This window comes from Beijerinckia mobilis (assembly GCF_000745425.1).
Classification (GTDB): Bacteria; Pseudomonadota; Alphaproteobacteria; order Rhizobiales; family Beijerinckiaceae; genus Beijerinckia; species Beijerinckia mobilis.
Window position 1 is genome coordinate 13,007 of the sequence record NZ_JQJH01000028.1, and the last position, 22,299, is coordinate 35,305.

Here is a 22,299-nt window from a genome sequence, read left to right on the forward strand (position 1 = left end):
ACAGCGGCAAGAGGAAGCGTTCCCCTCTACTGCCTGGGGCAGTCAGCCGTCGGCTTGCGGCGCGCGTGGTGCGGCGGCACGGCGCAAGCGATCGTTGATCGCTTCCCCAAGACCGTTCTCGGGAATCGGCGCGACCGCGATCCTCGGGAGGCCAAGGCGGTCCAGTTGACGCAGATAAGTGAAAAGATGCGCTGCCGCCTCTCTCAGATCGCCGCCCGGCGATAGATCGAGACAATTGTCCCCTCCCTGCCTCCCGAATGTGCCGCCGAAATCGAGACCAGCCTCGTCTTCGTGGACGCTCGTCGCTTCGAGGCGAACGGCGGCGCGCGGAGCATAATGCGAGGTGAGAAGCCCGGGAGCCCGCAATGGTTCGGCTTGAGAAACAGAAGGTGGAGAGACGGCTGAAGATTGGCTCAGGCGTTTGCCAAGACAATCTTCGATCGTTTGCCGGGAAATACCGCCGGGTCGCAAGAGGCGCGGCACGTCCCCGAGACAATCGATGATCGTCGATTCCAGGCCGATTGGGCAGGGGCCGCCATCGAGGATGAAATCCACGCGATCGCCGAGATCCTCACGGACCTGTTCGGCGGTGACCGGGCTCACGCGGCCGGATCTGTTGGCGGAAGGCGCGGCAAGTGGAAGGCCGGTGGCCTCGATCAGCGCCCGCGCCAGCGGATGGGCGGGGACCCGCAGGGCAACGCTGTCGAGACCTGCGCGTGCGAGGGAACAGATTTTGCCCTGAGGCGCTGCCGGCACGACAAGCGTCAGGGGCCCCGGCCAGAACTGACGCGCCAATAGGAATGCCGTTTCGGAAAAGAGGCCATGCTGGCGTGCTTCCTCGAGGCTCGCTACATGAGCGATCAGCGGGTTGAATGAGGGGCGCTGCTTGGCGGCATAAATGCCGGCGACGGCATTATCGGATGTCGCGTCTGCACCCAGTCCATAGACGGTCTCGGTCGGAAAAGCGACGAGGCCACCCCGGCGCAGGATGGCGGCGGCCTTTTCGATTTCAGGGGAATGGTCGGCCGGGACGAGGGAAGACAAGAAAGCGCCTTTCGATTTCGCCTTGCGGAAGCGGCGGTCAACGGGAACGGAAAATATACCGAATCTTGCGCGGCGATTGTGATCGGGACAGGCTTATGGAATTGCTTCAATCCTGCCCGTAAGACCGAACAACAGTTGCGCAGAAGGTGAGTGCGAACGGAATGTGCGGACGGTTTGCCATTACATCATCTCCGGAGGATCTTCGAGCCTTCTTCGGCTATGAGGAACTGATGGAGTTTCCGCCACGCTACAATATTGCGCCGACTATGCCCGTGCCGGTCGTCAGAACGGAGCGGCGCGGGGGAGCCGCGCCGGGACGCCATGCTTTGCTGATGCGGTGGGGCTTTGTACCTGGTTTCGTCAAGGATCCGAAAACCTATCCATTGGTTTTCAACGCCCGCAGCGAAAGCCTGTTCAGCAAAGCCAGTTTCAAACATGCGATGCGCCGACGGCGTTGCCTCTTCATGGCCGATGCCTTCTATGAATGGCGACATGAGGCCAAGGGAAAACCCGGCCGGCCCTATCTGCTGCGCCGGCGCGATGGTGATCCGCTCGGCTTTGCGGGATTGTGGGAAACCTGGATGGGTCCGAATGGGGAGGAAGTGGATACGGCCTGTATCGTCACCACGGCGGCGAATGGCGCCACCTCGGCCCTGCATCCGCGATTGCCGGCCATCATTGAGCGCGCGCAGTTCAATTTGTGGCTCGATCCGGATGAGGAGAAGACAAACGAAGCTTACGGTCTTCTGCACCCGCCGGAAAACGATGTCCTCGAATTCCATGAAATCGGCTTGGCGGTCAATAAGGTCGACCATGATGCCCCCGATATCCAGACGAGGCTCTCGCAGAAAGATCGGCCGGAGGATGTCCATCCGAACAAGGAGCCTCCGGAAGAGCCCTTGCAAGGCAGTCTCTTTTAGGACATGCCCCGCAAGGGAATGACTATGGTCTGTATCTCTCCATGCGGGCTTGACGCCCGGGATGCGTCAACGCCGGTCGGCGTCACACAGCAGTCCTATAGTCTTTCGAAGAAAACGAGTGGGCGATAATCTTCGCGCTCCGTAGTACGGGGCAGGGTCCCGTCGTGTGATATGAAGCCTCTCGGACGCTTGAAGATTTTCAACAGGAATTGAATGGACGGAAACGCTTCCGGGCGGGATGCGTTCAGGGCGAACCGCCTTGCGCCCCAACATGCATATAGGTTGGACAAAATCTCATGGATTTGAAAGCTGATTTGGACGATCCCGAAGCACCGAGCCCGGTCGTCAGCCCGACCCGGCCACGCCTGTTCCAAGTGTTGGGACCGGGCCTGATTACAGGCGCATCGGATGATGACCCAAGCGGCATAGCCACTTATTCACAGGCGGGAGCGCAATTCGGTTATCTACTTGGCTGGACGATGCTTTTCACCTATCCGCTGATGGCGGCGATTCAGGTGATCAGTGCCAGAATTGGCCGGACGACAGGTCACGGGATTGCCGGTATTCTGCGGTTGCATTATCCGCAATGGTTGTTGACATCGATTGTCTTGCTGTTGCTGATAGCCAATATCATTAACCTCGGTGCGGATCTCGGGGCGATGGCAGACGCGCTTACGCTTCTTATGCCAGCGCCCCGTGTGCTCTATGTATTGCTTTTCGCCACCATTTGCGTATCCATGCAGCTTTTCCTGCAATATACGCGCTATGTATCCGTGCTCAAATGGCTGACGCTTGCGTTGTTTGCCTATTTTGGTGCCGTCGCCATGGTGCATGTGGAGTGGCGGACTCTTGCCTTCCATCTCGTGTGGCCGAAAATCCAATGGAGTTCCGATTATCTGATGACGCTCGTCGCCATTCTCGGAACGACGATCAGTCCCTATCTGTTTTTCTGGCAGGCTTCGGAAGAGGTCGAGGATCTGCACGTCTATCCAAAGCGGATCGATCTTGTCGACGCGCCGAGCCAGGCCGGCCCGGCGCTCAAGCGGATCGACATCGATACATTGGTCGGAATGGGCTTTTCTAACCTCGTCGCTCTCGCGATCATCGTGACAGCGGCGGCGACTTTGAATCCTGCCGGCATCACGAATATCCAGACATCCGCAGAGGCCGCGCAGGCCTTGCGGCCCATTGCCGGTGAACTGGCGGCGACCGTATTTACGCTGGGTATCGTCGGGACGGGTCTTCTCGCCGTGCCGGTGCTCGCCGGCTCATCGGCCTATGCAATCGGCGAAATGCGCCAATGGCCCATGGGCCTTGCAAGACGGCCGAAAGAGGCTCAGGCCTTCTATGCGACGCTGGTCATTGCGACCTTGATCGGCATGATCCTTAATTTCACGCCAATCAATCCTATTTCGGCGCTTTACTGGAGTGCCGTGATCAATGGCGTGACGGCGGTTCCGGTGATGGCGATCATGATGCTTCTCACCGCGCGAACGGATATTATGGGTGAGTTCATCGTCAACGGCTGGCTCAAGATCCTTGGCTGGGCCGCCACAATTCTGATGGGGCTTGTGGTCGTGGCGATGATCGTGACGTCATTCTAGAGGCTTGTTCCTATCGATCGGGATGAGAAACGATGCGTTCATCTTCCCAAGGATAATCGAACCGGAACGGGTATCCCGTTCTGGTTCAATGCTATCATTGCCTCATGCATATTGTGCAAGGCCATGGCCGAATGACCAATTTTCCTTGGCGACTTCGACCAGGCTGATGAGGACGTTCTCCGGTTTCACACCGGGTTTGTCTTTCAACAATTCGGCAATCCGGGCATAGAGCGCCTTTTTCTGTTCCGTCGTCCGGGTATTATTGGCGTAGATCTGAATCATGACGAGATCATCATCGCGCGTGATCCCGAGATAATCGGCGCCATAGACAAAGTCGTTCTTGTCGTGCTCGGTCAGAATCATGAAACGATCTTCCTCGGGAACGCCAAAGGCCTCGCGCATGGCGAGATAGACATTGTCGAGAATGGCGCGGCGATATTCCGGCGATTTGCCCTTGATGAGAGAGACGCGTGTAAGCGGCATCGAAATGTCCTTTCCTGGAGCATCACACCCAGGACGGGCCCCGTTCCCAGGCAGAGCTGATACAATTTCAACGATAGAGATTATCGGAAGCCTTCGCTTCGATTGGCCAGAGCTTTAGAGAACTTTCCCGGGGTTGAGAAGACCTTGCGGATCGAGCGCTTGTTTGATGGCGCGCATGACGTCGAGCGCCACTGGATCTTTCACACTCGGCAAAAGGGCGCGTTTCAATTGGCCGATACCGTGTTCGGCCGAGATGGAGCCATGATATTTCGCGACAATGGCATGGACGATCGTATTCACCTCATCCCAGCGGTCGAGAAATTCCTGCTTGTCGGCGCCAACGGGCTGGGAAATATTGCAATGGATATTGCCATCACCGACATGGCCGAAGGGTACTGGCCGGGCGCCAGGTACTTTTTCCGCCAAAGTGGCTTCGACTTCGGAGAGAAAGTCCGGAATATCGGCGATCGGAACGGAAACATCATGTTTGATTGATCCGCCCTCGCGCCCCTGAACTTCGGAAAGCAATTCGCGCAAACGCCAGAAAGCATCACGCTGGGCAAGCGTGGCCGCGACGGCGGCATCTTCGATCAGTCCCTTTTCCATCGCGCCTTGGAGAATGCGCAGGAGAATGTCGTCGAGGCCCTCTGTCTGTGGGCTGGCGAGTTCAATCAGGACATACCACAAATGGGTCTTCGCAAGCGGATCCTGATTGCCGTGCGTATGTTTCAGGACGAAATCAATGCCGATGCGGGGAATTAATTCGAAGGCGATGATAGAGCCTCCGGCCTCATTGCGCGTGAAGGTGAGAAGATCGACAGCCGCGCGGGGATCGGCAAGGCCGATGAGAGCGGTGGCGCGCGAACGGGGCTTTGGGAAAAGCTTGAGGACAGCGGCAGTAATGATGCCGAGTGTCCCTTCCGATCCGATGAAGATATCCTTGAGATCATATCCGGTATTGTCTTTTTTCAACTTGGAAAGGTCATGCAGAATACGGCCGTCCGCGAGAACCACCTCGATCCCGAGAACCAGAGCCCGCGCATTGCCATAAGCGATGACATTGGTGCCGCCGGCATTGGTCGCCAGATTACCTCCGATCGTGCAGGATCCCTCGGAAGCGAGAGAAAGAGGGAACAACCGGTCTGCGGCATCGGCTGCCTCCTGCACGGCAGCCAGTGTCATACCCGCCTCGACCGTCATCGTATCGGAATGCAGGTCGACTTCCCGTAAGCGGTCGAGCCGCGTCAGCGACAAGACGAGAGGCTTGGTTCCGGCAATTGGAATTTGTCCCCCCACGAGACCGGTATCACCGCCTTGCGGAACCACGGCGATTCCTGCCTCGGCACTCAGTTTGAGAATGCAAGCGACTTCCTGCGTGGTGGAGGGACGCACGACAGCGAGCGCGGCGCCATGAAACAACCCGCGTGGCTCCTGGAGATAGGCGGCCATATCGACCGGCTCGGTCAGGACATGGGTCTCGCCAAGCACGGCGCGCAGGCGGATGATGAAATCTCTATCGGAGACGGAAAGTCTATCCATGATTATTGATTACGCTTTTAGCCGACAACAACGTGCTAATCCCGCCAGGGTGCCATTGCGCGATAAAGTTCTGATGTTTTCTTGACCATTTCATCTTGCGAAAATTCGTGCCTTGCATGAATAGACGCGCGCAGGCGTAGTTTTTCCCTCAATCCGGGGTCGATCAGTGTCCTTAATCGATCGGCAAGCGCCGGTGCATCGTTGAATGGGATTGTAAAGCCGGTTTCTCCCTCGATGATCTGCTGCGTGGCACCGCCGGTTCTGGTCCTGATCGGTATGCAGCCGCATGCCATCGCTTCGGCAATAACTAATGCGAAGCCTTCATGGCGGCTTGGCAAAAGTGCGATATCGGAGGCCCAGAAGACGTCGCGAAAGTCCTGATCGGGCATGAATCCAAGGAAACGAAATGCATGCGCATCATTTTCGTCGTTGAACGCATAGCTCTTGATTTCATCGGCTTGATCGCCTGAACCGACGAACAGGCAGATGAAATTCGCGTTTACGTTTTGGCTGCGCAGGAGACGCAGCGCATCGATCACGACGTCATGTCCTTTGACGAAATTCAGACGCGCGGCGAGCACACAGACAATCCAGTCATCAGCGAGCCCAAGAATATTGCGTGCCTGCGCGCGTTGCGACGCCGTTGGGGGATGAAAGAATTTTGTGTCAATGCCATTGGTAATGTAAGCGATACGCTTTGGGCTGATGTGACAGTCATTTATGTAGAAATCACCAATCTCTTTGGAGATCGCGATGAATTTGCGAGGCTGAAATATATGGGTCAATACCCAGTAGAGCAGCTTCGACTGCCACGAAAAGCGTTTCTCCTGCGTTTTGATATTGGATGTCAGAAGCGAGGGATGATAATTGGCGACGACTGGAACGCCTGTCAGGAAAGAGACGATCATGGCGAGCGGAAGCTGTGAGAGCCCTTGTGGGCTTATGACACTTATACGCCATTGCTTGACCGTCCTGACAAGATGATTGATCAGTTTCCCCGATGGCCTGGCGGCTTCCATTGCCTCGTCGACGGCCCAATCCCTGACGCAACGCCTTATCCGCTCGTATCGTGTCGCTGAACCGTAATATTGAGTGACTGAACCGGAATAAATATAGGCCTCATCACCACGGGCCGAGAGACCTTCGACCAGGGTCTGACAATAAGACGCTACTCCATCGTTGCAATCCACGCGCTTCAGTAGAAAGAGAATTGTAGCGTAAGGTGACGAAACGGCTCGTTCCAAGATGAAATCTCCGGCATACGCAAGGTATCATGCTCGTTCTGCATGCGTATTATTCAGGCTTTGAAAACTCTCCTGATATCATCTTCATTGCATATCAATCTTGGAATGGAAGAGCCGAGAATCCCTCGTAGACCACCAAGAACAAGTATTAACCTGATGACTGCGGTGAGGAAAATCGCCATTGCTGAGCCGTTTGGTCCGAACTGCGGAATGAGTGTGACCATGAAAATAACGACGGCAAGCAGGCATATGGCTTCGAAATAGGTCACGATTTCTGGGCGTCCCGAGGCGCTGTAGATCTGATAGAAGATACGCGACGTGTGGCTGATGATGCCGGCGCCCAGCAAGATGCGAAAGGCAGTCACGGATTCTTCGAACTTCGGTCCATAGAAAATGCTGAGGATATAGGGCGCGAAGAGGCCGAGAAATAGCGCGGCGGAGCTGGTCACGACGCTGGTGAGACGTGCGGTTACGCCGACGATATCATTGATGGTTTCTTTGGGACGGCCAGCCACCGATGGAAACAGGACCGTGCTGATCGACGTGGGAATGACGGAAAGGACACCCGCCGCGCTGAGCGCGATCGTATAAATGCCGATGGCATGGGCATCAAGAAACCGGATCATGATGAATTGGTCGAGATAGCCTGAAATAGTACCGATGAAATCAATACCGAAGAATCGTGCGCCGTAGAAAAACATCCGTTTCAGCGGTATCCAGTGGAATGGGGAGGCCGGCAGTAGAATAGGCCGCACACGCAGGAAAAGAATAAAAGCGATGAGGACTGTCGGAATAAGATAGCTGCTCGAGGCGGTGACTGGCGAAAGCGAGCCGGTGAGCCAAAATATCAGCAGTAGAATAAGGGTGAAAATGCAATTCACGACACCCGTTATGCTGACGAAATTAAACTCGTTGTGGCTCTCGAGCACACCGATCAATATGCTCGACGTCACCCCGACGGGCACGAAAAACATCAGCATTTGGGCGACATGAATCGTATGCTCATCAAAATTTCTAAGGAAATAGGGCATGATGATCCAGCCGATGCCGATGCCCGTGAAGCCACTGATCCAGCCGAGTAACAATGCACTCCCAAAATAATGCGCTTTATTATCCGGGTCGGCTTTGATGTTATAAATCAGTGACATATGGAGCCCAAAATCACAAATTCCGATAAGGGCGAAGACGCCGATGCCCAAAGCTGTCTGTATGCCTCGGCCAGTTGGTTCAAGAACCCATGCGGTCAGCATTCCCGTCAGCAGGTTGGTTGCCAGGGACAAGGTGCGCAGCGATGTTACGGTAAACATCGTATTGACGCGCTTGTTACGAAAAATGGCTGGCATTCCTTTCACGGTGCTCCAGTGGACTTGAAGATCTGGCCTTATGTGGGCCACACTGAGGGAATTTTACAGAGCTTTGGCTGTGTTTAGGGCGGCTGAATGGACCATGAATTGTTCGCTTTTCTATTGACTTAAAATTATAGAGGGGAGTTCTTCTCAGAATTTCTTTGCGCAACTGGTATCAACATCGTTTAAGTCCTCGTCAAGCCATGAACAATGTCTAGATAACTGCATGATCGGCGAAGTTCCAGTACCCCGATGTCCGGCGCAGGACTTTACACAACTGACTTCGACTTTTATCAAACCGTATTGGGTCCGATCGGCGGGGATCGATGAGGTTTGGCGAAAATCCGCTGAGTTTCCGAAAGTATAATAGATTATCATGCAGAGGCTCCGGATAATACCCAGGCGAGCGATGAATTTACGTTCATTTATTATGTATTAAGGTTACTGAACGATTCATCGCCAAGACGGTGTATTTTTCCGGCTTGCTGCAAATTTTGATGTCCGCCATAGGGGCTTTACCGCCGCTCAGCGCTTTTGCGAGAAGCAACGGCGATGATAGTTAGTCCATAGACTTTTACTCAGTGTTTGTCGAAGAGGCTCGTCAGCTCGTGGTTGGAGCCTTTCATGAAATCGTGAATGTAGATGCCGCAGGTTTGGAGCCCTTCTTCCAGCCGGTCAAGACCTGTGCTGCGGAAATAATCTCAATCTTTCGGGTAGCAGCGTGATCACAATGGTGGATCTCGCCGTAATTATCCCCCTTTCTGTTGTGGAAGGGTTTGAGGGATATGGTTTCGATCCTGTACCGAATGCAGCTTGCGTCGTTGCCTCCGTAAACGCACTCGGTTGAAACGGCGTACAATGAGATTGGCCATGGACCGGCCGCTCCTCCGTTCAGGTTGGGTATAACCACGGGAGAAGCAAGGGTTTCATGCCGGAAAAATTGTCCTGCTTCTCGTCTCGGCGTCAGGGGCTGTGTGGCATTTAGGTATGGCCCTTGCTTCAAAGACTTTCAGCCAAAGCATGAAGCTCATGGTTCCGATGGCAGGTTTTGATGCCGTGCTCCGCATGGAACCTTCCATTCAGGATCCGGCATCGCTCCTGCTTCGGCCTCTTGCCACAAGCCTTGACAGGACGAAGGTCATGAAAGTCTTGTTCATGTGCGGCTATTTGCCAGAAGCGGTGCAAAAGTGCGAAGGCGATTGGCGCGATTATCACGACGCCGCGCTTTTTTGCCAGGCGGTTCGGACTGGCGAATTCGAACATCCCTTTGCCATTCACACGCAAAAAGAGCCGGTTCGGGTGCAGGAAAAAAATGTCGGTGTTGCCCGACGGGCCTTTGGACGTTTCATCGAACGCCGCATCACTGAAGAGGTCTCCTGGCCGTCTCCGGTCCTCGTGCCTATGCCGTCCGAGGAGGCGGTGATCGGCGTGGGAACATTCCGCTCCTGGTTCATGTTGAACGAAGCCATGGCGCCGACCGAGCTGAAACTTTCTCCCGTCGACGCTCTGTTCTGGCGAGAAACACCCCCGAAAAACATTTTGGACGCGGGACAGGAGCTTTTGCCGGCGCTAGCGCCTGAACTTATCTGTGATTTTCCGCTGCGTGGTCAGGCCGTCGTTCTGATCGATGATCTCGTGTCCAGCGGCACAACCTTGCTGGCGGCGCGGGATTGCCTTCAGAGAGAAGGTGCTGCCGTTCTTGGGGCAATCGTGTGCGGGAAAGTGATCCATGATTTCAAGACGCCGGCCTTCGGGCGTCAGGAGTTCTGGGTCGACGATGATGTCGCGGCCAGTCCTTCGTGACACTCTTTGCCCGAACGAGAAAAGCGCGGGGTTTACAAAGCTATGGAACCGCCAAAGGGATCCATTCAAGTCGAAATGCTCCCTCTGGGTGATCAAGCAATCGCCATTGGCGAAACTCTATAAAGGTCGGTCATGGAAGAACAAACGGATGCCTATTCGGTCGATCAGGCGGATCAGGAAACGATTCTCATACGCCATTGCGCGGAGGCCCATCGCTATGCCTTCTTCATTGTCACGCAGGATGGACGCCGCATGCTCGGCGATGGCGTGACGATCGGCAATAATGCGACAGCCAATGATGGAGCTGATTTTGCCGGGGAAGCCCGGCTCTTCGCGGAAGCCGCTGCGCGCGAGCGCAATCTGATCGATTGACCTTCCGCGTGGAATGGAAGCGGCGCTCCGGATGAAGGGCGCTCTGCCTCGAACGCCGCTCTCCCGTTCAACCGATGTAATTCTGGATGATATCGCCGAGAATCCGATTGATATCATGCATGGAATCGGTTGAAAATTCAGTAATTTTGCTGCTCGTCGCCTTGTCGGTCAAAAAGAACTTGTCGTGATCGACGACGATCATCTTGCCTGTGATTTTGAACGGAATAACCAACGGGTCTTTCAACGGCCGTGTAATAGTGAAGCTGCCACTGACCACGCCGGTCGCGGTATCGGCCTCCGGCTCATTAACCACAAGGCCGAATTTCGGGCCGATCTGGTCTTTGATCATGCCGTCCAGCGCATCGGCCCATTTGAAGAAACTCGCGAAATCCGTGCGGGCCTTGGTGATGAGTGCTTCCGGTGTATCCGACATTCTTTCTGCCTCTCATTTGTCTCTTCAAGGGGTGCCTGATGAAGGCGCCGGCTTTTCAAAGAGACTTTTCGTTGTTGGAGAACTCCTTGGTTGGAGCCCGAATTTGCGCTGATTTTTAGAGTCATTTCGTCTTGAGGGGAATGACGGAACGACTCGAAAGATTTGAAAGTGCTGTTGTTTTTTGTGAGGGATACGGAAACCGCCGAAGGCACGTTGAGGAAGGTTATGCAGAGCTAGGCGAATATGTTCTGTGCCAATGGGTGAGCAAAGGATGAGGATGCGGCGCGTTCGAGCCTTGTCGACCATCGTGAGCGAAGAGCGACTTCATAGCAAGGCTGAAGCCAATTGAGCCGGGAAGACGCGCTCAATATAGGCTGAAAGCGTGCTAGAAGCGCGCCTGCATGTGGAGATTCGTTTCATTCCATTCTGGAGGCTGGCACTATGACCGAAGACAAGGCGCAGGGCTCGACGGTCGATGCCGAAGATGTCGCGCGGTTCGATCGTGTCGGTGAGGAATGGTGGGATCCGAAAGGGAAAATGGCTGCCCTCCATGCCTTCAACCCGGTTCGCATTGGCTATTTGCGCGATCTCCTGTGCCGCCATTTTCCTCAGGAGAACGGGCGGCCGCGCGACCGCCGGGCGGAAGAGCCGCTCGCAGGACTGCGTCTTCTGGATATTGGCTGCGGGGCGGGGCTGCTTGCGGAACCGCTGGCCCGGCTTGGTGCCATTGTGACGGCGATCGACCCGGCGCCCCGGAATATTGAGGTTGCACGGGCTCATGCAGCAAAATCCGGACTTTCGATCGATTATCGTTGTCAACGCGTCGAAGATTTATCGCCGGATGTTTCCTTCGACGCGGTGCTGACGATGGAAGTTCTGGAACATGTCGCCGATGTTCCTGAATTTTTGAGCAGAGCGTCGGCATTGGTCAGGCCCGGTGGCCTTCTTGTGGCTGCGACCCTGAACCGGACTTTAAAGAGCTTTGCCCTGGCGATTGTCGGCGCTGAATATATTTTGCGCTGGGTCGAGCCGGGGACGCATGATTGGCGTCAATTCATTACCCCAGATGAATTAACGCGGATGGTTCGCGCCAATGGTCTGAGTGTCATTGATCGGACCGGTGCGGTCTATGATCCATTGCGCGGACAATGGCGGCTTTCACATAATCTTGATATCAACTACATGCTTGCGGCACGCCGTTAAGATAGATTTATTGCATTAGAGTAAGTCAAATCTGGTGCTTATCTGGTAAAGATACTTTTGGCGCTGGCATAAATGTTAATGTTACCAAGTCTTGGCAGACTTTATGGAAGCGGTTAAGCAGAGAAAGGTCGATCAATCTGAATGGTATATCCATGGGATTGATCCACCATGACTTCTTTTTCGTCAAATTCGGATCTCTGATGACCAAAATTCTGCTTGCTTCCATCCTTCTTGTCAGCTCGACACAAGCTTTTGCTTTCAGCCGTGCGGAACAGACACGTGCATGCCGGCCGGATGCCGAACGTCTTTGCAACCGTTTCATCCCCGATGTTGCGAATGTCACGCATTGCATGAGGCATTTCTATTCGAAGCTGAGCCCGGAATGCCAGCGCATGTTCGGCCATCAGCACCACCGCCGGGGATAAGGTCCGAAGCTCCATGTATCCGTCCGTCAGGCGGATCGGGAGAATCTTCTGACAGGTCCGCCTGTCAGAATGGGCCATGCAAAGCCGCTTTTCCAGAAAAAACCTGCTTACCCTTAGCGGATAAGGCCATTGTGAGGGGACATTTTTCAGGCTGCCGCATTCTTCCCGCGTGAGCATTGCAGCATGTGGGAAAACCATGGCGGGAACGATACGCGTCGGAACGTCCGGTTGGGCCTATGCGCCTTTGCGTGGATCTTTCTATCCAAAAGGGCTGCCGCATGGGCAGGAGCTTTTTTACGCGTCGCGGCAATTCGATACGATAGAAATCAATGCCACATTCTACCGGTTGCAGCATCCGACGGTCTTTCGGAGCTGGCATGATGAAACGCCGGAAACGTTCGTCTTCGCCGTCAAAGGCTCTCGCTTCATCACGCAAACTCGTGAAGGCGAAGAGCTGAAAACAGGGCTCGCAAATTTTTTTGCCTCCGGTCTCCTGCATTTGGGCCGGAAACTTGGCCCCATTCTCTGGCAATTTCCACCCGCACGGACATTCGAGGCCGATGCGTTCCGTGCCTTTCTGGCGCTCTTGCCACAGGATACGGAGGCGGCGCGCAAGCTTGCACAGTCTCATGATCTGCCGACAGACCGTTGTGGACTGCTCATTGAGGACATTCATCCCCTGCGTCACGCGGTCGAAATCCGCAATGACACTTTCCGAGCGCCTGCTTTCATCGATCTGCTGCGTGAATTTGGGGTGGCGCTGGTCTGCGCTGATAGTCCGAAATGGCCCTTGTTGACGGATGTTACCGCCGATTTCATCTATTGTCGCTTCCATGGCGCGCGCCAACTCTATGTCAGCGGATATGATGAGGAAGCGCTCAATCTTTGGGCTCGGCGCACGCATACATGGTCGCAAGGAAGTGAGCCGCGAGATGCCTGTTTGATTGCCGATCAGGCGAAACCGCTCAAGGCAGGACGCGATGTCTTTATGTTCTTTAACAATACGGCGCAGAACAGGGCGTTTCACGACGCCATGAGATTGAAAACTCTCTTGCGCGGGGATCTTGTCTGATCATTCCCTAATGGCAATCGATTGTCATTGTCTCCGGCATGGCAGCGTTGGCCAAGCTGGCTCAATATGGCAGCCATCCGGAAAGAGAGGCTCTTTCCGGATGGATTCTCATGCGGTTAGGGACATAGAAGTCACGAGCATCCCGTCGTCGCGCCGCAGGTATCGCATTTCAGACAGGTGCCGTTGCGCACCAGCGTGAAATTACCGCATTCGGTGCAGGAATCTCCCGTATAGCCCTTCATCCGGGCTTCTGCCCGCTTGCCAGCGATCGTCGAGGCGGGACCCCAATCGAGTGAACCGAGTTCGGCCGAAACTTCCTCGACGAGTTCTTCCTTCAGCGCGGTCGTCTGTGTGATGGCGAGCGCATTGGCGCCTTGCGTTGTCGTGCCGATCATGCCGCCTTGGACGAGCATGAGCTTGTCGGCCTTGGAACGGACGAAGCCATGCGAAACGAGCTTGGCGGTGCCCGGCGGCACGGCGGGAATCTGCGGCTGACGCGTGCTTTGCTTCTCGCCATGGCCGAGGACATCCGGGCCGATTTCGCTCGGATCGACATGGGCGAGATCGTTGCGGCCGAGATAGGAGATGGCGAGTTCGCGGAACACGTAATCGAGGATCGACGTGGCATTCTTGATCGCGTCATTGCCCTGCACCAGGCCCGCCGGCTCGAAGCGGGTGAAGGTGAAGGCGTCGACATATTCGTCCAGCGGCACGCCATATTGCAGGCCCACGGAAATGGCGATGGCGAAATTGTTCATCAACGAGCGGAAGGCCGCGCCTTCCTTGTGCATGTCGATGAAGATCTCGCCGATCCGGCCATCGGCATATTCGCCGGTGCGCAGATAGACCTTGTGGCCGCCGACGACTGCCTTTTGTGTGTAGCCCTTGCGGCGGTCGGGCAGGCGCTCACGCTCGCGGATGCGCTCGGTCTTTTCGACAATGCGCTCGACGATCTTCTCGGCGACGATCGTGCTGCGGGTTGGTGCGGACGCGGCGGCGAGCGCTTCCAGAGCGTCCTCGGTCTCGTCCTCGTCATCCTGCAGGAGCTGGCTGTTCAGCGGCTGCGACAGTTTCGACCCGTCGCGATAGAGCGCATTGGCCTTGAGGCCCAGCCGCCAGGACAGCAGATAGGCGCTCTTGCAATCCTCGATCGTCGCCTCGTTCGGCATGTTGATCGTCTTGGAAATGGCACCGGAGATGAACGGCTGTGAGGCCGCCATCATGCGGATATGGCTTTCGACCGAGAGAAAGCGTTTGCCGGTGCGCCCGCAAATGCTGGCGCAATCGAAGACGCCATAATGCTCGGGTTTCAGATAGGGTGCGCCCTCGACCGTCATCGCGCCGCAGACATGGATGTTTGCGGCCTCGATCTCCTGGCGCGAAAAGCCGATGGCGGACAAAAGATCGAAATTCGGCTCGTCGATCTTCTCGGCGGCAATGCCGAGCGTTTCGATCAGGAAATCCGCGCCGAGCGTCCATTTGTTGAAGACGAATTTGATATCGAAGGCAGAGACCAGCGCCGCCTCGACAGCGGCCAGTTTTTCCGTCGTGAAACCGCGCGCCATCAGGCTCGCGTGGTTGATGGCCGGCGCATTGGCGAGCGAGGCATGGCCGACGGCGAAGGCCTCGATCTCGGCGATCTGGGCTTCCGGATAGCCGAGCGCGCGCAAACCTTCCGGCACGGCGCGATTGATGATCTTGAAATAGCCGCCGCCCGCGAGTTTCTTGAATTTCACGAGAGCGAAATCGGGCTCGATGCCCGTCGTGTCGCAATCCATCACCAGGCCGATCGTGCCGGTCGGAGCGACGACGGAGACCTGTGCATTGCGATAGCCGTGGCGCGTGCCGAGCGTGACGGCCTTGTCCCAGGCGGCAACAGCATGGCGGGCGAGGACCGGAGCGCCGAGCGCTGCCGTGGCGCGCAGGGCCGCGTGGTCGAGCGGCACGGGTGAGATGGCAAGCGCCTCATAGCCGGTGCTTTCGCCGCGCGCGGCGCGCGCATGGTTGCGCATGACGCGCAGCATGGCCGAGGCATTGCGGCTGTAGCCGTTGAACGGCCCGAGTTCGCCGGCCATTTCCGCCGAAGTCGCATAGGCAACGCCGGTCATGATGGCGGACAAGGCACCGCAGATGGCGCGACCGGAATCCGAATCATAGGGGATGCCGGACGACATGAGCAGGCCGCCAATATTGGCGAAGCCGAGCCCCAGCGTGCGGAATTCATAGGAGAGCAAAGCGATTTCCCGCGACGGGAACTGCGCCATCATCACCGAAATTTCGAGCACGATGGTCCATAGACGCACGGCATGTTCATAGGCGCCGACGTCGAAGATCTTCGTCTGCGGATCGCGGAACTGTAACAGGTTCAGTGACGCGAGATTACACGCCGTGTCGTCGAGGAACATATATTCCGAACACGGATTGGAAGCGACGATCGCGCCATCGGTCGGGCAGGTATGCCAATCATTGATCGTCGTATGGTACTGCAGGCCGGGATCGGCCGAGGCCCAGGCGGCGCGGCCGATCTTTTCCCACAGATCGCGCGCGGGAAGCGTCTTATGCGCCTTGCCGTCGAGACGGCGGGTCAGGTTCCACGGCGCATCCGTCTCGACGGCGCGCAGGAAATCATCGGTGACACGGACGGAATTGTTGGAATTCTGGCCGGAGACGGTGAGATAGGCCTCCGAATCCCAATCGGTCGTGAAGGTCTCGAAATCGAGATCCGTCTCGCCCTGGCGCACGAGCTGGATCACTTTCTTGATCGCGCCATCGGGCACGAAGGCGCGGCGCGCCAGCTTGATCTCGCGCTTCAGCGCCGGATTCTTCTCCGGGTTGAAGCAATCATCGCCGGGCCCCTCGCAATTGACACAGGCGCGCACAATCGCCTTCATCGCCTTCTTCATCGCCTTGGAACCGGCGACGAGGGCGGCGACCTTCTGCTCCTCGCGCATCTTCCAGTCGATATAATCCTCAATGTCCGGATGGTCGGCATCGACGACGACCATTTTCGCCGCGCGCCGCGTCGTGCCGCCGGATTTGATCGCGCCCGCCGCCCTGTCACCGATCTTCAGGAAGGACATGAGGCCGGAGGATTTGCCGCCGCCCGAAAGCTTTTCGTTCTCGCCGCGCAGTTTCGAGAAATTGGAGCCGGTGCCGGAACCATATTTAAACAGGCGCGCCTCGCGCACCCACAGATCCATGATGCCGCCCTCATTGACGAGATCATCCTGCACGGACTGGATGAAACAGGCATGCGGCTGCGGATGTTCATAGGCCGATTGCGACTGCACCAATTCGCCGTTGAACGGATCGACGTAATAATGGCCCTGGCTCGGCCCATCGATGCCATAGGCCCAGAAGAGGCCGGTGTTGAACCATTGCGGCGAATTGGGAGCGACCATCTGGGCGGCCAGCATGAAGCGCAATTCGTCGAAAAAGGCCTGCGCATCCTCCTCGGTGTCGAAATAATGGCCTTTCCAGCCCCAATAGGTCCATGCGCCGGCGAGCCGGTCGAACACCTGCTTGGCGGAGGTTTCGGAAACGAATCGCTCGGCCGGGGGCAGCGCCGCGAGTGCCTCCGTATCGGCCGTGCCGCGCCAGAGGAAGGAGGGAACGTCATGTTCCTCGATCCGCTTCAGGCGCGCGGGCACACCGGCCTTGCGAAAATATTTTTGGGCGAGGACATCGGAGGCCACCTGACTCCAGACGGCGGGCACTTCGATGCCTTCGAGGGAAAAGACGACGGAACCGTCGGGATTGCGGATTTCGCTTTTGGCCGCGCGGAAAGCGATGCCCGCATAAGGATCAGCCGACGAGTTCGTGTAGCGCCGAGAGATCTGCATGGCATTGGCCCCTGAATTCAAGAATCGAGAATTGCTTGTATTTTAGCGCATCGAACGATCCTCTTTGAACCTGATGGCATTGAGTTGGTCGCCGCATTTCTGTGGCAAACGCCAAAAGATGTTTAGATTCTGGATTCTTTTGGCTGTGGAAAAGTTCGCCAGAAAAAGTGATGACGCTTCTTCTATGCCCTTGGTTCTTATATAGTTAACGTCCCTTAACTTCCGAGGATCCACGGCAGTACGATTGGCACGGCGATGCCGGTCATGGCGCCGTTGAGCCCCAAAGCGATGCCCGCGAAGGCTCCTGCCACCGGATCGCATTGCAGCGCCCGCGCGACGCCGATACCATGGGCCGAGAGGCCGACAGCGAAGCCGCGGGCGGCGAAATCCCTGATACGGAACAGGTTCAACAGCGCGGTGACGCTCATGGCGCCGAAAATACCGGCCATGAGAACGAAACAGGCCGTCAGGGCGGGGATGCCGCCGAGATTTTCGGCGAGGCTCATGGCGATCGGCATGGTGACCGACTTCGGCGCGAGCGAGACCAAGACTTCGTGCGGCAATCCGAACAGCCGGCCGATCAGCACAGCGCTGACGATGGCGGTGAGCGAGCCGGCAGCGAGCGCCAGCATCATCGGCAGGAAAAGCACGCGGACGCGCTCGAGATTGCGATAAAGCGGCACGGCCAGTGCGACAGTGGCGGGGCCGAGCAGGAAATGGATGAATTGCGCGCCCTGGAAATAGGTCGCGTAATCGGTTCCGGTCGCGAGCAGCAGCCCGATCAGCAAAAGCGCCGAAATGAGAACGGGATTGGCCCAGGGCGGGCGTCCGATTCGTGCCGCGGCTTCCTCCGCGAAAAGAAAGGCGCCGAGCGTGGCTGTGAGCCAGAACAAAGGATGAGCGGAAAGGTAGACCCAGATACCAGCCGAAGTATTATGCATGACCGTCATTCCCTCTGCCCATTGGCGATGCGAGACTTTCTACCGGCGCGGCTCCGTCCTCTTTCGGCGGCTCCATCCGGCGCATGACCCATTCAAAAATGAGCGAGGTGACGGCGAGTGCGGCAATGCCCGAGAGAAGCACGCTGACGATGATGCCGACGCCATATTGGCGCAGCATTTGGGCCTGATCCATTACGCCGACCGCCACGGGAATGAACAAAACGGCGAGATAGCGCAAAAGAGCCGTGGCAAGCGTCTCGACCTCCGGTGAAACGACGCGATCAGGTGCGCCGTCGCGCCATTGGCGCCAGCAGAACCAAAGGAAAAGAAAGCCGAGGCCCGCCACGGGACCAGGCAGGGAGAGGCCGAGGGCGCGCGTGAAAATTTCGCCCAGAAGCTGGCAGAAGAGCAGAAGTGCGAGGGCGTGAATCATGGTCTTTCCGGCGGATTGGCGTGAAGGCGGATCATGTCATGGTCTGCGCTTGGGTGACTTTGGGGGACTGGACAGCGGGAATTTGGCCCGCCATAAGAAGCAGCCGGCGGGGGTCTTGAGTCATGCAAATGTCTCGGGACAGGGTTTCGGGGCTGAACATTCAGGAAAGCGAACCGCTCGATGAATCTCCTGACGCGAATTTTCACATGGTGGAATGGCGCGACGCTGAACACCATGATCTATACCAAACGATATGGTGAAGAAGTCGGTCGCGACGAATTCGGCAACATCTATTATCGCAAGCCAGGTATCGATCCCGCGCTTGGCTTCGAGCGGCGCTGGGTCATCTATGCCGGCGTGTCGGAAGGATCGATGACTCCGCCCGGCTGGTATGGCTGGCTGCACCATACAACCGACGTGCCGCCGACGCAGGAAGATTACAAGCCACGGTCCTGGCAATTGCCGCATTTGCCCAATATGACCGGCACGCCTGAAGCGTGGCGGCCGTCGGGCTCGATTCTGGCCGCCAATGCGCGCCCGCCGGCCACCGGAGATTACGAGGCCTGGACGCCGGAGGCCTGATGGGCCAACCTGTCTCGTTGGCTGCTGTCGGCCGGTATTCCGGCAGTGGCAAGAATTGCAAGAACGGAACCCGGAATTCCTGCGGACTTCGGGTCTATCTTGATGAAGGCATCTCTTTGAAACGGCGATGCCGGACGGCCTGCCTATAACCGCGAGACCTGCTTGCGCTTTTCCGCTCTCCTTTTCCCTGTTAGCCGACCCTTGTTTCTATTGGCGTTCGGTGGACTGACATTGTTTGTCGGTCCGGCCGTTGCTGATCGAATCCGACATCCGCTTGCCGTCTTTTCGGGCCTTGACAAGATCACCGGCCGGATCATTTCCTTCGAGGTCGCGACCGACGAAACGGTTCAGTTCGGAACGCTGCAGATCACCGAGCGTGCCTGTTATACGCGCCCATCGACGGAAACGCCGCAGACGATCACTTTCGTCGAGATTGACGAGATCGACGCCGACGACAAGAAAAAGCCGCCGAAACGCGTCTTTACCGGCTGGATGTTTGCGTCGAGCCCGGGGCTCCATGCACTGGAACATCCCGTCTATGATATCTGGCTGAATGATTGCAAAGGCGGCAAGGAAGTGCTGCCGACCCCGAACGAGACGGCTGGCGTCCCGCCGACGCCAGAGAACGCCAAGGAAGCCGCTCCAGCGGAGACACCGGCCAAACCCGTCAAGTCCAGAGCCAAACCGAAGCCTGTCGAGCAACCGCTCGATGATAACGGCGGCGGTACGCGTGACAATTGGGCACCACCGCCTCCCATCGAGAGAATGGATCCAGAAAGTATGTCGGGCGCTCCGATCGAGGTCGGGCCACCGCCTGGAATGATTCCGGATGCCACGCCTCCCGCACAGCGCAAGCAACGCCGCCGCGCAGCGCCGCAGCCGGTAGAACCGCCGCCGGACGGGCTCTTTTAACACACCTCCGCAAATGCACTCGTTTCAGTCACGTGGCGCGCTATTCTGACGGATTGTCGCCAGCACATCCGCGCCACTGATCACCTGGTTTTTGGGCCAGCGCCAGAAATCTGCGGGGATCGACATGGCCTCGGCCAGAAGCCGGCGGTAGTTTTCCTTCGGCACTTCCACAGCGCCGAGCGTGGCGAGATGCGGCGTCACGAATTGGGTGTCGAGCAGGCTGAAGCCGCCATGGATGAGGCGGGCGGCAAGATGGGCAAGGGCGACCTTGGAGGCGTCCGATTTGCGGTGGAACATGCTTTCGCCGAAAAACGCACCGCCGAGATGGACGCCATAAAGACCGCCGACGAGGGCATCGTCCTGCCATGTTTCGACCGTGTGAACATGGCCGAGATCGAATAATTGCCGGTAGAGCAGGCGGATACGGGTATTGATCCAGGTCTTGTCCCGGGTTTCAGTCGCGGCGGCGCATTGATTGATGACGGCGTCGAAATCATAATCGACGCGGACCTCGAAACGATCCGTGCGGATCGTCTTGGCGAGACTTTTCGAGATAATCATGCCGTCGAGCGGAAAAATGCCTCGCAATTCCGGATCGACCCAGAACAGATTCGGGTCTTCGGCGCTTTCGGCCATGGGAAACAGGCCGATCGAATAGGCGCGCAGCAGGATGTCGCTGGTGATTTCGAATTGATCGCGCGAATGAGCCATGTGCGAAAAGTGCGCGTGCGCCGCCTGCCCGTCAAGGCCGGTGGTTTGAGTTGGCGACTTGGTCGCGCGCCGATCCGTCTTTTTCCTCTCCCACAACGGAAAGCCAGGGCATTGTCCTGTCATGGCATTTCATCGTAAAGAGAGCGGATCAACAGTTTTTCTAACGGATCACCGCGCATGAACGACACCGAGGATTATATCGAGAACGTGCCGCATGATGTCAATTACGACACGACTCAGGATCCTGAGAACGCTCGTTATTTTGTTTCCTATACGGGTGTGAAGCTGCCGGTGCGGATGATCAATCCCTTGGAACCTGAAGCCTTGCGCAACCGCAATACCTTCATCGTCGCCTATTTCGACGGTCAGGAGCGGCTCGAAGGTTTCAAGAAGATGGTCTACGGGGAAGTCGAGATTTCCCATAAATACGAATATGACAGCGCGGGCATTGTCCGGCGGGCCGAAATCTTCATGGATGGCGATACGACCGAACTCTTCTTCAACGAGAACGGGGCGCCCACGGCCGCCTGAGCGGCGTCGCTTCCGCGACCGCGACGAGGCCATCGGCTCACAGTGGAAGCGTGCCCTTCGTAAGGGAATTGATAGCGTCCTCAGGGAGATAGCGTGTCGATCCGTTGCTGGAACAACGGGCGGCGCTTTCATCCTTGCAGCGCCGCTTGACTTTATCCGCGCTCCCTGTATCGAGAGCGCGGTCGGAGGCCTCCGATCCGATTCCTGTCAAGGCGAACTCGTCTTCTTGCTGGAGCGTTCCGGATATATCCAGAAACGCTCCACCCAAAAATGCTCTATGAGTTCGTTTCCCCATAAGCTCCTTTTCAAGGAGCTCTTTTTCAAGAGGCTTCAACGCAAAGCGACGTTTCTTGCGCGGACAATGCCCGCAAGTGCCGTGCTCTGATACGACCAGTTCTCCCGGTCATTCTTCTCGTACATGAAGGATTGAGGTTTTCGCCTATGGGCAAGGAAAAATTTGAGCGGACGAAGCCGCATTGCAACATTGGGACGATTGGTCACGTTGACCATGGGAAGACGTCATTGACGGCGGCGATCACCAAGGTTCTTGCGGAAGCGGGCGGCGCGACGTTCACGGCCTATGACCAGATCGACAAGGCGCCGGAGGAGAAGGCGCGCGGTATCACGATTTCGACGGCGCATGTTGAATATGAGACGCCGAAGCGCCACTACGCGCATGTCGACTGCCCCGGCCACGCGGACTATGTGAAGAACATGATCACCGGCGCGGCGCAGATGGACGGCGCGATCCTGGTGGTTTCGGCGGCCGATGGCCCGATGCCGCAGACGCGCGAACACATCCTTCTGGCGCGCCAGGTCGGCGTTCCGGCTCTGGTGGTGTTCCTGAACAAGGTCGACA

Annotated in this window: 21 protein-coding genes; 10 read left to right on the top strand and 11 right to left on the bottom strand. The window is 57.0% G+C overall.

Annotated elements, in window-relative coordinates; all coding sequences use genetic code 11:
- Positions 1-42: 42 nt before the first annotated feature.
- Positions 43-1,044, bottom strand: a complete 1,002-nt coding sequence (locus tag DL88_RS16485) for an L-threonylcarbamoyladenylate synthase (RefSeq protein ID WP_034998640.1) — start codon at positions 1,042-1,044, stop codon at positions 43-45.
- Between the two features lie 161 nt (positions 1,045-1,205).
- On the opposite strand from DL88_RS16485, the gene DL88_RS16490 reads away from it, so the two are divergent.
- On the top strand, positions 1,206-1,964 hold the full coding sequence (locus DL88_RS16490; RefSeq protein WP_034998642.1) for an SOS response-associated peptidase: 759 nt from the start codon (positions 1,206-1,208) through the stop codon (positions 1,962-1,964).
- 296 nt (positions 1,965-2,260) lie between these two features.
- Positions 2,261-3,568 (top strand): NRAMP family divalent metal transporter, encoded by a 1,308-nt coding sequence (locus tag DL88_RS16495; protein ID WP_034998644.1) that lies wholly within the window; start codon positions 2,261-2,263, stop codon positions 3,566-3,568.
- 102 nt (positions 3,569-3,670) lie between these two features.
- On the opposite strand, the gene DL88_RS16500 is transcribed toward DL88_RS16495, so the two are convergent.
- The 4 genes from DL88_RS16500 to DL88_RS16515 form a co-directional block, all read right to left on the bottom strand.
- On the bottom strand, positions 3,671-4,051 hold the full coding sequence (locus tag DL88_RS16500) for a tautomerase family protein (protein WP_034998647.1): 381 nt from the start codon (positions 4,049-4,051) through the stop codon (positions 3,671-3,673).
- A 114-nt stretch (positions 4,052-4,165) separates the two neighbouring features.
- Complete coding sequence (locus DL88_RS16505) at positions 4,166-5,590, bottom strand: FAD-binding oxidoreductase (protein WP_034998649.1); 1,425 nt, start codon at positions 5,588-5,590, stop codon at positions 4,166-4,168.
- Positions 5,591-5,625: 35 nt separating this feature from the next.
- Positions 5,626-6,834: a glycosyltransferase family 4 protein gene (locus DL88_RS16510; protein ID WP_084705245.1), complete on the bottom strand. Its 1,209-nt coding sequence runs from the start codon at positions 6,832-6,834 to the stop codon at positions 5,626-5,628.
- Between the two features lie 53 nt (positions 6,835-6,887).
- Positions 6,888-8,177 (bottom strand): oligosaccharide flippase family protein, encoded by a 1,290-nt coding sequence (locus tag DL88_RS16515; RefSeq protein WP_034998652.1) that lies wholly within the window; start codon positions 8,175-8,177, stop codon positions 6,888-6,890.
- A 1,143-nt stretch (positions 8,178-9,320) separates the two neighbouring features.
- Between DL88_RS16515 and DL88_RS16520 the strand changes: the two genes are divergently transcribed.
- A complete protein-coding gene (locus DL88_RS16520; protein WP_156971165.1) occupies positions 9,321-9,983 on the top strand; it encodes a phosphoribosyltransferase in 663 nt (220 codons plus the stop codon).
- Between the two features lie 132 nt (positions 9,984-10,115).
- Positions 10,116-10,355, top strand: a complete 240-nt coding sequence (locus DL88_RS16525) for a hypothetical protein (RefSeq protein ID WP_034998656.1) — start codon at positions 10,116-10,118, stop codon at positions 10,353-10,355.
- Positions 10,356-10,422: 67 nt separating this feature from the next.
- Here DL88_RS16525 and DL88_RS16530 read toward each other — a convergent pair whose 3' ends face one another.
- Positions 10,423-10,788, bottom strand: a complete 366-nt coding sequence (locus DL88_RS16530) for a hypothetical protein (protein WP_034998659.1) — start codon at positions 10,786-10,788, stop codon at positions 10,423-10,425.
- Positions 10,789-11,229: 441 nt separating this feature from the next.
- Here DL88_RS16530 and ubiG point away from each other — a divergent pair, with 441 nt between their 5' ends.
- Positions 11,230-11,991: a bifunctional 2-polyprenyl-6-hydroxyphenol methylase/3-demethylubiquinol 3-O-methyltransferase UbiG gene (gene ubiG / locus DL88_RS16535; RefSeq protein WP_034998661.1), complete on the top strand. Its 762-nt coding sequence runs from the start codon at positions 11,230-11,232 to the stop codon at positions 11,989-11,991.
- A 113-nt stretch (positions 11,992-12,104) separates the two neighbouring features.
- Here ubiG and DL88_RS20460 read toward each other — a convergent pair whose 3' ends face one another.
- A complete protein-coding gene (locus DL88_RS20460; RefSeq protein ID WP_156971166.1) occupies positions 12,105-12,494 on the bottom strand; it encodes a hypothetical protein in 390 nt (129 codons plus the stop codon).
- Between the two features lie 118 nt (positions 12,495-12,612).
- Here DL88_RS20460 and DL88_RS16545 point away from each other — a divergent pair, with 118 nt between their 5' ends.
- Positions 12,613-13,488 (top strand): DUF72 domain-containing protein, encoded by an 876-nt coding sequence (locus DL88_RS16545; protein ID WP_034998663.1) that lies wholly within the window; start codon positions 12,613-12,615, stop codon positions 13,486-13,488.
- A gap of 131 nt (positions 13,489-13,619) precedes the next feature.
- On the opposite strand, the gene DL88_RS16550 is transcribed toward DL88_RS16545, so the two are convergent.
- The 3 genes from DL88_RS16550 to DL88_RS16560 all read right to left on the bottom strand — a co-directional run bounded on the left by DL88_RS16550 (position 13,620) and on the right by DL88_RS16560 (position 18,704).
- Positions 13,620-17,330, bottom strand: a complete 3,711-nt coding sequence (locus DL88_RS16550; RefSeq protein ID WP_034998689.1) for a vitamin B12-dependent ribonucleotide reductase — start codon at positions 17,328-17,330, stop codon at positions 13,620-13,622.
- A gap of 215 nt (positions 17,331-17,545) precedes the next feature.
- On the bottom strand, positions 17,546-18,271 hold the full coding sequence (locus tag DL88_RS16555; RefSeq protein WP_034998665.1) for an LrgB family protein: 726 nt from the start codon (positions 18,269-18,271) through the stop codon (positions 17,546-17,548).
- Positions 18,264-18,704: a CidA/LrgA family protein gene (locus DL88_RS16560; RefSeq protein ID WP_051956098.1), complete on the bottom strand. Its 441-nt coding sequence runs from the start codon at positions 18,702-18,704 to the stop codon at positions 18,264-18,266. Before DL88_RS16560 ends, DL88_RS16555 begins: the two co-directional genes overlap by 8 nt.
- Positions 18,705-18,884: 180 nt before the next feature.
- Here DL88_RS16560 and DL88_RS16565 point away from each other — a divergent pair, with 180 nt between their 5' ends.
- A complete protein-coding gene (locus DL88_RS16565; RefSeq protein WP_034998667.1) occupies positions 18,885-19,286 on the top strand; it encodes an NADH:ubiquinone oxidoreductase subunit NDUFA12 in 402 nt (133 codons plus the stop codon).
- Between the two features lie 231 nt (positions 19,287-19,517).
- Positions 19,518-20,198: a DUF2155 domain-containing protein gene (locus DL88_RS16570; protein ID WP_245270917.1), complete on the top strand. Its 681-nt coding sequence runs from the start codon at positions 19,518-19,520 to the stop codon at positions 20,196-20,198.
- A gap of 24 nt (positions 20,199-20,222) precedes the next feature.
- Here the strand turns inward: DL88_RS16570 and aat are convergent, their stop codons facing one another.
- Positions 20,223-20,909 carry a leucyl/phenylalanyl-tRNA--protein transferase gene (gene aat / locus DL88_RS16575; RefSeq protein ID WP_034998695.1) on the bottom strand — a complete coding sequence of 229 codons (687 nt, stop codon included), beginning with the start codon at positions 20,907-20,909 and terminating at the stop codon, positions 20,223-20,225.
- 177 nt (positions 20,910-21,086) lie between these two features.
- On the opposite strand from aat, the gene DL88_RS16580 reads away from it, so the two are divergent.
- Both DL88_RS16580 and DL88_RS16590 read left to right on the top strand, forming a co-directional pair.
- A complete protein-coding gene (locus DL88_RS16580; protein ID WP_034998669.1) occupies positions 21,087-21,440 on the top strand; it encodes a DUF6156 family protein in 354 nt (117 codons plus the stop codon).
- Positions 21,441-21,881: 441 nt separating this feature from the next.
- Positions 21,882-22,299: GTP-binding protein (locus DL88_RS16590; protein ID WP_034998674.1), on the top strand; the 418-nt coding region annotated here is incomplete at its 3' end.